This window comes from Pseudarthrobacter sp. AG30 (assembly GCF_003116525.1).
Taxonomy (GTDB): Bacteria; Actinomycetota; Actinomycetes; order Actinomycetales; family Micrococcaceae; genus Arthrobacter.
The window spans coordinates 399,553-411,993 of record NZ_QEHL01000012.1; the positions used below are offsets into that span (position 1 = coordinate 399,553).

10 protein-coding genes are annotated in these 12,441 nt (G+C 67.2%); 5 read left to right on the plus strand and 5 right to left on the minus strand.

Annotation, left to right across the window (positions count from 1 at the left end; genetic code table 11):
• Positions 1-6: 6 nt before the first annotated feature.
• From kdpB to DC347_RS12560, 5 genes are all read right to left on the minus strand, one after another.
• On the minus strand, positions 7-2,142 hold the full coding sequence (gene kdpB / locus DC347_RS12540) for a potassium-transporting ATPase subunit KdpB (protein WP_109045681.1): 2,136 nt from the start codon (positions 2,140-2,142) through the stop codon (positions 7-9).
• Positions 2,139-3,806 carry a potassium-transporting ATPase subunit KdpA gene (kdpA, locus tag DC347_RS12545; RefSeq protein WP_109045682.1) on the minus strand — a complete coding sequence of 556 codons (1,668 nt, stop codon included), beginning with the start codon at positions 3,804-3,806 and terminating at the stop codon, positions 2,139-2,141. Before kdpA ends, kdpB begins: the two co-directional genes overlap by 4 nt.
• A gap of 7 nt (positions 3,807-3,813) precedes the next feature.
• A complete protein-coding gene (locus DC347_RS12550) occupies positions 3,814-3,912 on the minus strand; it encodes a potassium-transporting ATPase subunit F (RefSeq protein WP_018760959.1) in 99 nt (32 codons plus the stop codon).
• A 545-nt stretch (positions 3,913-4,457) separates the two neighbouring features.
• A complete protein-coding gene (locus DC347_RS12555; RefSeq protein WP_240617777.1) occupies positions 4,458-6,278 on the minus strand; it encodes a DUF5671 domain-containing protein in 1,821 nt (606 codons plus the stop codon).
• Positions 6,215-6,679 carry a hypothetical protein gene (locus DC347_RS12560; protein ID WP_018760962.1) on the minus strand — a complete coding sequence of 155 codons (465 nt, stop codon included), beginning with the start codon at positions 6,677-6,679 and terminating at the stop codon, positions 6,215-6,217. The genes DC347_RS12555 and DC347_RS12560 overlap by 64 nt, the downstream gene beginning before the upstream one ends.
• A 160-nt stretch (positions 6,680-6,839) precedes the next feature.
• Between DC347_RS12560 and DC347_RS12565 the strand changes: the two genes are divergently transcribed.
• The 5 genes from DC347_RS12565 to DC347_RS12585 all read left to right on the plus strand — a co-directional run bounded on the left by DC347_RS12565 (position 6,840) and on the right by DC347_RS12585 (position 12,432).
• Complete coding sequence (locus DC347_RS12565; protein WP_018760963.1) at positions 6,840-7,445, plus strand: helix-turn-helix domain-containing protein; 606 nt, start codon at positions 6,840-6,842, stop codon at positions 7,443-7,445.
• Positions 7,446-7,606: 161 nt separating this feature from the next.
• A complete protein-coding gene (locus DC347_RS12570; RefSeq protein WP_109045684.1) occupies positions 7,607-8,938 on the plus strand; it encodes an MFS transporter in 1,332 nt (443 codons plus the stop codon).
• 10 nt (positions 8,939-8,948) lie between these two features.
• Positions 8,949-10,346: an FAD-dependent oxidoreductase gene (locus tag DC347_RS12575; protein ID WP_109045685.1), complete on the plus strand. Its 1,398-nt coding sequence runs from the start codon at positions 8,949-8,951 to the stop codon at positions 10,344-10,346.
• On the plus strand, positions 10,343-11,602 hold the full coding sequence (locus DC347_RS12580) for a CaiB/BaiF CoA-transferase family protein (RefSeq protein ID WP_109045686.1): 1,260 nt from the start codon (positions 10,343-10,345) through the stop codon (positions 11,600-11,602). The genes DC347_RS12575 and DC347_RS12580 overlap by 4 nt, the downstream gene beginning before the upstream one ends.
• Positions 11,599-12,432: an enoyl-CoA hydratase-related protein gene (locus DC347_RS12585; RefSeq protein ID WP_018760967.1), complete on the plus strand. Its 834-nt coding sequence runs from the start codon at positions 11,599-11,601 to the stop codon at positions 12,430-12,432. The genes DC347_RS12580 and DC347_RS12585 overlap by 4 nt, the downstream gene beginning before the upstream one ends.
• Positions 12,433-12,441 lie beyond the last annotated feature (9 nt).

Genomic DNA, 12,441 nt, shown 5'->3' on the forward strand with positions numbered 1-12,441 from the left:
GGATTCCTAGCCGATGCCGGGGATGAGGGAGATGAGGAGGTCGATGATTTTGATGCCGATAAACGGGGCAATAAGGCCGCCGAGTCCGTACACCAGCAGGTTCCGGCCCAGGGCCTGGCTGGCCGAGATGGCGCGGTACTTGACCCCGCGCAGCGCGAGCGGCACCAAGGCGATGATGATCAACGCGTTGAAGATCACGGCCGACAGGATGGCGGAGGACGGCGTGGCCAGGCCCATGATGTTCAGCAGCCCAAGCCCGGGGAACGTCGCCGTGAACAGCGCCGGGACGATCGCGAAGTACTTGGCGACGTCGTTGGCCACCGAGAAGGTGGTGAGCGCGCCGCGGGTGATCAGCAGTTGCTTGCCGATTCCCACGATGTTGATCAGCTTGGTGGGGTCCGAATCGAGGTCCACCATATTCGCGGCTTCCTTGGCTGCCGGCGTGCCGGAGTTCATGGCCACGCCCACGTCCGCCGCCGCCAGCGCAGGGGCATCGTTGGTGCCATCCCCGGTCATCGCCACCAGGCGGCCCGCGGCCTGTTCCTTCTTGATCACCGCCAGCTTGTCCTCCGGGGTGGCCTCGGCCAGGTAGTCGTCCACCCCGGCCTCGGCGGCGATCGCCTTGGCGGTGACCGGATTGTCGCCGGTGACCATCACGGTCCGGATCCCCATTTTGCGCAGCTCCGCGAACCTGGCCTGCATGCCCGGTTTCACCACGTCCGCCAAATGGATGGTCCCCAGGACCCGTGCGCCGGCGGCATCGGCCGTGGCAACCAGCAGGGGAGTGCCACCCTGCGACGAAATATCCTGCACCTGGCGTTCCACCTCCCCGGGCATGCGGGCGCCCAGATCGGCGGCGAAGCTGCCAACGGTGGAGGCCGCGCCCTTCCTGATCATCCGGCCCCCAAGGTCCAGCCCGCTCATGCGCGTCGTGGCCGAAAAAGGGACCACCGCCAACGGCTCTGCGCCCGATTCCAGGGCGGCCAGGTCCGGGCCCAGCACGCCGTGTTCGGCCGCGAGGTCCACAATGGACCGGCCTTCCGGGGTTTCGTCCGCCAGGCTGGAGAGCCGCGCGGCTTCAATCAGTTCGGCCCGGTCCACGCCCGCTGCCGGGTGGAAGTGGACGGCACGGCGGTTGCCGAACGTGATGGTTCCTGTCTTGTCCAGCAGCAAGGACGTGATGTCACCTGCCGTCTCCACGGCACGCCCGGACGTGGCCAGGACGTTGTGCTGGACCAGCCGGTCCATGCCCGCGATGCCGATGGCCGGGACCAGCGCGCCGATGGTGGTGGGGATCAGGCACACCAGCAGTGCCACCAGGACAATGGGCGACGGCGCTGCGCCGGCGAGGGCGGCAAACGGGGCCAGCGTCATGGTGACGACCAGGAAGACGATGGTCAGCGACACCAGCAGCACGTGCAGCGCGATCTCATTGGGTGTCTTCTGCCGGACAGCGCCCTCGACGAGCTGGATCATCCTGTCGATGAAGGTCTGGCCCGGTTCGGCCGTGATCCGGACCACGATCCGGTCGGAGAGCACGCGGGTTCCGCCGGTGACCGAGGAACGGTCCCCGCCTGATTCCCTGATCACCGGCGCGGATTCACCGGTGATGGTGGACTCGTCCACGCTGGCCAGGCCTTCGATGATCTCGCCGTCGGAGGGGATCACATCACCGGCCTCGCACACCACCACGTCGTTCAGGCGCAGTTCCGTGCCCGGTACTTCCTTGGTGGTTCCGTCCGGCAGCCTCAGCCGGGCCTGGACTCCCTTGCGGCCGGCGCGGAGGCTGTCAGCCTGCGCCTTGCCGCGGCCCTCGGCGATGGCTTCGGAGAGGGTTCCGAACAGGACCGTGAGCCAGAGCCAGGCGGTGACGGTGATGCCGAAGACGGACGGCCGGAACACGGAGATACCCGTGCAGAGCGCGGCCCCCACCAGGACGGTGAACATGACGGGCGAGTGGATCATCTGCCCCGGGGCCAGCTTGCGGACCGCGAGCGGCAGGGCCGCTGCAACCACGGCCGGCGTGAGTTTGGCGGGTGCCTTAGTGTGGTGCTTGTGCGCGCCGGGGGTGCCGAGCGGATTTCCGTCGGCAAAGGTTTGGGTTTCCGCCCCGGGGGCGGTGTCCATGGTGGACCGGGTCATTTCAGGAGTCCTTCTGCGAGGGGTCCCAGGGCGAGTGCGGGGAAGTAGCTCAGGGCGGTCAGGATGACCGTCACGCCCAGCAGCAGTGTGCCGAACAGCGGGCCGTGGGTGGGGACGGTGCCGGTGGATGCGGGAATCCGGGCCTGCCGGGCCAGGGAACCTGCCAGGGCAAGAACCAGGACGATGGGCAGGAACCGGCCCAGCAGCATGGCCGCGCCAAGCATCGTCGAAAGATAGGGGCCGGAAGTGGTGATGCCGCCGAATGCTGAACCGTTGTTGTTGGCACCGGAGGTGAAGGCGTAGAGGACCTCGCTGAACTGGTGCGGTCCCGTGGCCGGAGCATTGGCCATTGCATCCGGGAGCAGGACGGTGATCCCGGCCAGGGTGAGCACCAGCAGCGGTGTCACCAGGATGTACAGGGCCGCAAGCTTCATCTGGGTGGGGCCGATCTTCTTGCCCAGGTATTCGGGGGTGCGGCCCACCATGAGGCCGCCGATGAACACGGAAATGATGGACAGGATGAGCAACCCGTAGAGCCCTGACCCTGTGCCGCCCGGCGCCACTTCGCCGAGCATCATGTTGACCATTGCCACGCCACCGGCCAGGGGCGGCAAGGAATCGTGGGCTACATTCACCGCGCCCGTGGAGGTGAGGGTGGTGGAGGCGGCGAAGATCGCGCTCGACGCCGGGCCGAAGCGGCTCTCGAACCCTTCGCCGAGTCCGCCGGCGGCGGCCGTCGCGGTCCCCTGCGCGGTGGCTACTGCCCAGCCGGTCAGCGCGGTGGATGCCAGCCACAGCGTGGCCATGACGCCGGCTATCGTGTGCCCCTGCTTTTGGTCGCCCACCATCCTGCCGAAGGCATACGGCAGCGCCGAGGGGATCAGCAGGATCAGGAACACCTGGAAGAGGCTGACCAGCGCGTTCGGGTTTTCGAACGGGTGGGCCGAGTTGGCGTTGAAGTAGCCGCCGCCGTTGGTACCGAGGACTTTGATGGCTTCCTGGGATGCCACCGGGCCGCCCGGGACAACCTGTGAGACTCCGGTGGCGCTGTTGGTGACGTCCGTGGGGGCGAAGTTCTGCACCACACCGCCGAGAACCATCACCAGGGCGGCGAGGGTAGCCAGTGGCAGCAGGACCCGGAATGACGTCCTGGCCAGGTCCACCCAGAAGTTCCCCAGCCTGTCCGTCCTGGTTCGGGCTATGCCGCGGATGAGGGCGACGGCCACCACGATGCCCACTGCTGCCGAGAGGAAGTTCTGGACGGCGAGCAAGAGCATCTGGACTGCAATGCCGATTGTGGATTCGGGTGCATAGGTTTGCCAGTTGGTGTTGGTGACGAAGGAGATGGCGGTATTCATGGCCACCCACGGGTCCACTCCGGGCAGCGCCGGGCTGCCGGGAAACAGGCCTTGTGCCCGTTGGAGGGCGAACACCGCCAGTATGGAGACGGCGGAGAACACCAGGACGCTGCGGAGGTATGTTGGCCACGCCTGTTCGCTGCCGGCGTCCACGCCGGCGAGCCGGTAGAACAGCCGTTCCGGGCGGCTCGAAGCGGTGCCGTCGAAGACGCGCGCGAGGTAGAGGCCCAGTGGTTTGTGGACTGCGGCAAGGGCCAGCACCAGGGCCGCCACCTGGATGAGGAAGGAAGGAGCGTTAAAGGCCACCGGCCGTTCACCACTTCCCGGGCTTGATCAGGGCGGCGAGCAGGTAGCCGAACAGGCCAAGCCCTGCCAGCAGCAGGATCAGCCACATGAGTGCGTCCCCGTTCACTGCCAGTCCTCCGCCTTCTCCTGGCGGGCCGCGGCGGTCAGCAGGTGACCGATCCACATGACGAATCCCATGCAGGCCGCGAAGATTCCAATTACAGCCACGTCGGCCATCAGGTTCCTTTCACTGTTGCCCCGGAAGCGGGGCCTGGTTCCAGTGAATAGCCCGTTGTGGCGCTGTAAGGCGGGCCTAACGGATCCTTAACGGCAGGGCCGTGAATCTTAACGCGGATTTAATGCGCGCGGACGCCCCGGAAGGAAGGCGGGGTGGCGCAGGGGCTCAGGGCCAGTCGGCGCGGGTGAACCGGACCTGGCTGTGCAGCGTGAGGAGGAGGTCGGATGACCATTCGGGGACGGTAGTATCTGCGTCTACCTCAGGCACGGACGCCTGCTTCGCATCCTGGTTTGCGGTGCCTTGAGGATCTTCAACTGAGCTTTTCACGCGTCCCCCTCGACAAGCCTGTATGCACACCCTAGGAGCCCTCCAATGGCATGGGAAGAGGGTTAGTCCACAGCCGGGATAAACTGCGCAAATCTTGAGGATCTCCGCTACTGGGAACCCGGAACGGCGGCCCTGCGCCGAGGTTCCCCACTTATCGGCGCCCGCGAATCGGCGCCCGCCAGCGGGATGATTTCCATCCTCCCGGCGGGGCCGGCAAGCACCAGGACGTGCCGTGCCGCCACGCTGCCCAGCGCTGCCTCCGCATCCGCCGTGAGCTCCTCCAGGGAAGGCGGAAGGGCAGACGACGGCGTGGGGCCGGGACCGCCGTCGTCCGTCCGCAGCCAGGTGGTCACCTTGGCTCCGCCAACGGCGGCAGCGATGCCGCGGGCCAGGGCCTCGGGGTCTACGGTGCCTGGCGGATAGCCGCTGACCAAGGTGATGTGCTCGATCACCCGCTTGCCCGCCGGGGCCGCGGCGGCGAGCAGTGTCCGGTCATGCCGCCACAATGCAAAGTGGTATCCCGCCACGAGCCCGGCCGCCACCAGGAGGCCCAAGGGGGCGCGGATCCGGTCCAGGACGCTCCCGGCCGTGATGTCACTGAGCAGGAACTCGAAGAGCCGGTAGCCAATCACCAGCAGCGTGATCAGGGCAACGACGGCACTGACTCCGAAGAACGCCACCAGGTACACGCGCCGCCCGGGCGGGATCTGGTCCGCCGTCCGGGGCTGGTGCAGCGGCTTCCACGCCAGCCACCAGACCGGGCCTCCCACTGCCAGCGAGCTGATGCCGCCAAGGAGCAGGGTGCGGGTGGCGCCGCCCGCCAGCGGCGAGACGGCGGCAGCCAGCAGTGCGTTGACCACCACGCCTACCCCGGAGGCTGCTGCCGCCAGGGCAACGGCGGATGTCACCAGGAGGCTGGCACGCCGGGTCGGGGTGGAACGCCGGACGGAGGCCGTGCGGTGGTAGCGCCAGATCACGGCTCCGATGACGGCGGCCGCGATGGCCGGGGCCAGCGGCTCCAGCGGGGCGGTCAGGGGATCGGTCCGGTCAAAGGCCAGGCGCAGCAGCACGAACAGGGCTATGCCCAGGCCACCCAGGGCGGTGATGCCGGCAACGAAGATGCCGACGGCGATGATGGCAACGTCCACCAGGCCGGTCCGGAAACGCCGGCCGCCCTCGTGGAACCAGTGCCACCACCACACCAATGCTCCGCCGGCCGCCCACAGCAGTGAACGCAGGACATCGAACCACCAGGGTTCAAAGGACGCAGCGGCCGTGAAACCGCGGATGGCAATGTCCAGCAGCGCGCTCAACGCCGCAATCGCCGCGCCGGCGCCCAGCACCAAGCCAAAAACGGAGCCGACGACGGCCCGCACGTCCTCGAGGTGGGACGAGGGCTTGCGGGGGTGCTTCCACATCCACCGGTGCCACACCCAGATGGCCGCCCAGACCAGTCCGTTGGCCAGCGGGGACGGCCACTGGCTGTCCCTCGCACCGATGAAGGAGGAGGCGAGGTCCAGCAGGGAGGTGGTGGCGATGATGAGCGAGACGGCGTACATCCCGGTCAGGTAGAAGCCCCAGCCCGCGGCGGTGCGCTCGGCTGCGTCGTCGAGGCGCCGCCACACGAGCCACCACAGCAGCAGGGCCAGCGGCCCGCCGATCAGGGTGAAGGCGAGGGAGAGGGCAAGCCCGGCCACATCACCGGAAACCAGAGTGGTTGCCGTCCGGAAGAGCCGCTCGAGGAGTCCGCCCAGGCCCGAGGCGGCAATGACCACCACGGCAAAAAGCAGGCCGTACATGATCAGCCGGCGGAGGGTTGCCAGGCCTCCGGCCGGGACGGGGGCAACGATTCCTGCCGGGGTGCTCACGGCTTCGCCGGAACTGCCGTGCAGGCCATCAGGGGATACGGCGCCTGGTCGATCATCCATTGTCCATTCACCTTCAGGAGCGAGAAGGCGTCCTCCATTTCATACTCGGACGGACCGAACGGGCCGCCCCGGGGGGACTGGACGATCGAAACCCGTACGGTGGCCGAATCGGTCCGCTCCGTCGTCGAAATCAACACGATGCGGGCCGGACGGGGTTCGCCGGAATAGGAGCCGTAGCACCTGCTCCGGGCACCCGGCGTGAGGAAGGTTTCCGCGGTGGGTATGTCGCCGTCGATCACGGCCCTGCTGTACCGCTGGACCACTCCGGCGGGGCTGGCCTGGTCAAGTGGGGCCGGCTCACCGCGGGTGAACACCACTGCCAGCGCAACCACCACCAGCACGGCCACCACACCCACCAGCGCGAGGAGGATCCGGTCCGGTCTTCGTGCTGCGTCGTCCATGGCACGAGTATGGATCCGTGCAGCCGCTTTCACCTGTGCCTTTAGGCCCGTTCCCTTGAGGGTTCAGGGCCAATATTCAACATAATTAAGAAAAAGCGTTGACTGGGCAGAAATCTTCACTATAGTTGTGTGAGTTAGCTCACCGAGTGAAAGACAATCGATGACCACCGAGAGTAGCACCACCGCACCTCCAGCCACCAGCGAACTGCTGGCCACGGTTGGAAACAAGGTGCGGGCCATGCGCAAGGAGAAGGGCATGACCCTCGCCAAGCTCTCGGACATCACCGGACTCAGCCAGGCGATCGTCAGCCAGATCGAACGCGGCATGGCCAACCCGTCCTTCACGACCCTTGCCCAGCTGGCCCATGGACTCGACATTCCCGTGGGAAGGTTCTTCATTGGCCAGGAACAATCAAAATCCCCCGTCGTGCGCAGGTCGGCACGGCGCAACCTGAAAAACGTCACCCGCGAATCCGTGGGCGAAGCAGTCCATGAACTGCTCACCCCGGACCGCGACGGCACCATCGAAGCGCAATGGATCAGTACGCCCCCAGGGCACGACACCAGCGCGACACCTTTTACCCACAGCGGGGAAGAGTTCTGCTACATCATTTCGGGCCGCAAGGACGTCTACTTGGACGGCGTCTGCTACAGCCTGGAAGAGGGCGACTCCATCACCTACCCGGCAGAGACCCCGCACTGGTACAAGAACAGCTACGAAGAGGTATGCGTAGCCATCTGGGTGAACGCACCACACAAGTGGTAGGCATACCGGTCCCCGCCGGCGCCGACGTCCACCCTTAACTGCCCGGACCCCACGTGGCCCCGGACAATCCTTGCCACCTTCGCAGCATGCGCCTCCTCCAACAGGCGCCGCTGCGTCATACCCTCCTGCGCCGTTCCCGGCGCCAGCGTAAGGACACTTCCATGCTCGACATCCAAGCTACGGACAACGCAGTCCCGTCACCCCGCTCCACCATCTCATCCCCCCGCAACCGCGAAAAGTTCACGCCCGAAGTCCGCAAGGGACTCCTGGGCCTTGGCCTGGGCAACGCCCTGGAATGGTACGACTGGATGGTCTTCGGCCTCCTGTCCGCCTTCATCGGCCCCAACTTCTTTCCCAATGACGAGCCGCTCTCGGCCACCCTGAACGCACTGGCCGTGTTCGCCGTCGGATTCGCCTTCCGGCCGCTGGGCGGCATCCTGCTCGGCACGCTGGCAGACCGCATCGGCCGCCGCCGCGTGATGCTGCTGTCCATCATGCTGATGGCCGGCACCACCCTGGTCATCGCCATCACGCCCAGCTACGCCACCATCGGCGCCTGGTCCGGCATCATCCTGGTTGCCTGCCGCATCCTGCAGGGCATCTCCACAGGCATCGAGGCGCCGCTCTCCACCTCCCACGCGGTGGAACTCGCCCCGGAAGGCCGCGAAGGCTACGTGGCCGGCATCATGTCCTTCTACGTCAACATCGGCATCCTGCTCGCGTCCCTGGTCAGCTTCGTCTGCAGCCTGGTGATCGGCGGCGCGGCCATGGGGGAGTGGGGCTGGCGTGTCCCGTTCATCATCGGCGCCGTGTTCGGCTTCGTGGTGCTCTACCTCCGCCGTTCCCTGCCTGAAACCCTGAAGGCCGAGGAAATGGCCGCCACCACGGCAAAGTCCGTCTGGTCCGGAGTCGGCAAGCATTGGCTCTCCGTCCTGGCCATCGTGTTCGTGGTCGGCGCTGCCCAGGCCTACAACTACGCCTGGAACGTGGGCCTGCCCAGCGCAGCACGCAGCGGTTTCAAGGAAGATCCCACCGCCGTCTTCGCCCTCACCACCATCCTGGGCGCCATCCTGGTGGTGGGCAGCTGGATCATCGGCAAGCTCGCCGACGGCCGGTCCATGTCCCGGTGGTTCCTGGTGACGCGGGTCCTGGCCATTCCCTCCGTCTTCCTGATGCTCCTGTACGTCCAGCCCGGCATCGGCGGTTTCGCGGCCGTGCTGCTCGGCGGCTCGATCGTGCTGGTCCTCAACATGACCCTCTACAACGTGGTCAGCTCGTCCCTGATGCCAAAGAACATCCGCGGCACCGGCGTGGCCCTGGGCTATGGCATCGGTGTGGCCGTCTTCGGCGGCACCGCCTCCTACCTCCTGGTGTGGTTGCAGTCCCTGAACCTCACCTGGGTGTTCCCGGTCTACGTGGCCGCCCTCTCCGTCCTCAGCATCGTTTTCTACCTCGCCGCCCGCCGCTCCAACGGCATCTTCGTCGGAAAGTAAGGATTTCCCCATGAACAACCCACCTACCTTTGCCGCGCCCAAAACCGGGTCCCTGGAACTGTCCACCACTACCGCGGACCTCACCGCCCCGGTGATCTCCCGCTCCGACGTCCTGGTGGTAGGCGGTGGTCCCGCCGGCGTCGCCGCCGCCGTCACCGCGGCCCGCTCCGGGGCCAAGGTCACCCTCCTGGAGCGCTACTCCTCACTGGGCGGCCTCGCCTCCGGCGGCATGGTGCTGGTGCTGGACGACATGATCAACGGCCAGGACATCACGGTCACCGGGATCGTCTCCGAGTACGTGGAGCGGCTCCAGAAACTGGGCCTGGCCATCGTCCCGCCGGCCGAAGACCGCCGCACCTCAGAGGAACTCTGGAACAAGTGGGGCCGCTACGGCACCTTCGACTTCCACTCCCACACCACCCCCAAGCCCATCTGCTATGCCGCCGCATTCGACCCTGACGGCTGGAAGCGCGTCTCCAACGACCTGGTCCGCGAAGCCGGTGTGGACCTGCGGCTGCACTCCTGGTTCTCCCGCCCCATCGTGGACAACGGCGTGATCAAGGGCGTGGTCTGCGAAACCAAGCTTGGCCCGCAGGCCTTCACGGCGGACGTGGTCATCGACACCACCGGAGACATCGACGTCGCCTCCCGCGCCGGCGCCGCCTACGCCAAGGACAACTACCTCACCACCCTGGTGTTCCGGCTGGGCAACGTGGACACCGCGGCCGCGGAGGCCTTCGAACAGGCCAACCCCAAGGAAGCCCGCGCCATCAACCGCAAGATCAAGCGCCTCCTCGGTGGCGCCTGGGAACTGTGGTGGCTCAAGACCCCCATCGAAGGCGTGGTCTGGTGCAACGCCCCGCACATGACCGGCTACGACGGCGTGGACCCGGCGGACATGACCGCCGCCGAATTCGCCGCCCGCGACAAGATCTCCGAAGCCGTGGACTACGTCCGTGCCAACCTCCCCGGATTCGAAAAGTGCTACATGCTGGACGTCGCCTCCCAGATGGGCGTCCGCCAGACCCGCCTGCTGCAAGGCGAATACGTCATGACCAAGGAGGACGTCACCTCCCGCCGGCATTTCCAGGACAGCGTGGCCCGCGGCCGGGACTACTACTACCCGTACCGCTCGCTGCTGCCCAAGGAAGTGGACCAGCTGCTGGTGGCCGGCCGCCACTACTCCGCCACCCCCGAGGCGCAGAAGATGTCGCGCGAGATTCCGCCGTGCATGGCCATGGGCCAGGCCGTCGGCGTCGCAGCAGCGCTCGCCGTCCAGTCCGGCGTACTGGTCCGCGACGTCGCGGCAGCGGACATCCAGCAGGGCATGCGCCGGCACGGCGCGGACCCCGGCGACGTCCCGTCGTCGAACGCCACCATCGATGCCGACGCGGCGGTGCCGGCATGAGCATGGCAACGGCAGAACGCCCGACGACGGCACCCGCCGCTGCCTCGCCCCTCACCGGGGGCGCGCGGCCGGCCACCCCGCTTCCGCTGGACGGCATCAAGATCGTGGACTTCACCCAGGTGTTCATGGGCCCCTCCTGCACCCAGTTGCTGGGCGACTACGGCGCCGACATCATCAAGGTGGAACGCCCCGGCGCCGGTGACATCTCCCGCAACTCGTTCCCGGACAAGGACGGCCAGGACAACCCGATCTTCCTGTCCATCAACCGGAACAAGCGGAGCGTCTCCATCGACACCCGCACCGAGGAGGGCCGCAATGTCCTGCACGCCATCATGGCGGAGGCGGACGTGGTGGTCAGCAACTTCCGCTCCGGCGTGATGGAACGGATGGGCTTCGGCTACGAGGAGCTCAAGGCGGACAACCCCGGCATCATCTGGGCCTCCGGAACCGGGTTCGGCCCCGTAGGACCGTATTCGCACAAGGGTGGCCAGGACGCGATCGCGCAGGCGTACTCCGGCGTGATGTGGCGGCGGGAATCGGAGGACCAGAAACCGGCCATCTACCCCACCACCCTGTGCGACTACATCACCGGCATGCACTTGATGCAGGGCATCCTGCTGGCGCTGCGGACCCGGGAAACCACCGGAACCGGGCAAAAAGTGGAGGTGACCATGTACGACTCCATGCTGCACCTGCAGATGCAGGAGGCGTGCATGCAGCTCAACCGCGGTTACGAGGTCAACTGGGGCGCCATGCCCCTGAGCGGCGTCTTTGAAACCACCGACGGCGCCGTGTGCATGGTGGGCGGCTTCACACCGGACCCGCTGGCACGGATCTCCGATGCCCTGGGCCTGGACGAGGACCTCACCGAACGCCCTGGATTCGCCACGCTGGAACAGCAGTTCAAGAACAAGCCCGCGCTGCAGGCGATCTTCCGCGAACACTTCGCCGCCAACACCACCGAGTACTGGACCGGCAAGCTGGAGGAACAGGGGTTGCTCAACGCTCCCGTCCACACCCTGGAACAGGCGCTCGCCGACGCCCAGACCGAGGCCAACGGCATGATCGTGGAGGCCGAACACCCTGGGGTGGGGACGGTGAAGATGCTGAACGCTCCCATCCGGCTCTCCGCCACCCCGCCGAGCGTCCGCCGGGCGGCGCCCCGCCTGGGCGAACACAATGTGGAAGTGCTGCTGGAGAACGGCTTCGACGAAGCCACCATCAAGCGGCTGCAGGAACTCGGGGTGCTCCGGTGACGGCGGTTGCAGCGGAGCCGCAGGCACCGGCGGAGGCCTCCGCCCCGGTTGACCAGGTCACCCTGGCCATCGAGGACCAGGTGGCCACCGTGGTGATCGACCGGCAGCACGTCCTCAACGCCGTGGACGGCACGGCCCAGGCCAGGCTCAACGCCATCTGGGAGCAGCTTGAGGCCGATCCGGACGTCCGCGCAGTGGTCATCACCGGCGCCGGCCCCCGGGCGTTCTGCGTGGGTGCGGACATGTCCGCGTCCGCCGTGGACAAGACGGGCCTGGAATACTGGGCCGGCCTGGACCCCAACGGTTTCGGCGGCCTGAGCCTGCGGACCACGCTGGATATCCCCGTGATTGCCAAGGTGAACGGCTACGCACTGGGCGGCGGCATGGAAATTGTCCTGGGCGCGGACATCGTGGTGGCAGCGGACAGCGCAAAGTTCGGCTTGACGGAGCCGCGAGTCGGGCGGTTGGCGCTCGACGGCGGCATCCACCAGCTGGTGCGCCGCGTTCCCTACACCCAGGCGATGGGCCTGCTGCTCACCGGCCGGAAGGCTGACGCGGCAGAAATGCAGGCCATGGGCCTGGTCAACGAGGTGGTCCCGGCGGACGAGCTCGACGCCGCCGTGCAGCGCTGGGTGGACCAGGTCCTGGCCTGCGCTCCCACCTCGGTCCGGGCCGTGAAGCAGATGGTCACGCAGACCGGGCACCTCACCGCCAAGGAAGCCCGCGGCCTGCGGCTGCCGGCCCTGATGGCAGCCCTGGACAGCGAAGACTCCGCCGAAGGCGTCCGCGCCTTCCAGGAAAAGCGGAAACCGGCGTGGCCCGGCAGATAGGGAAAGCCG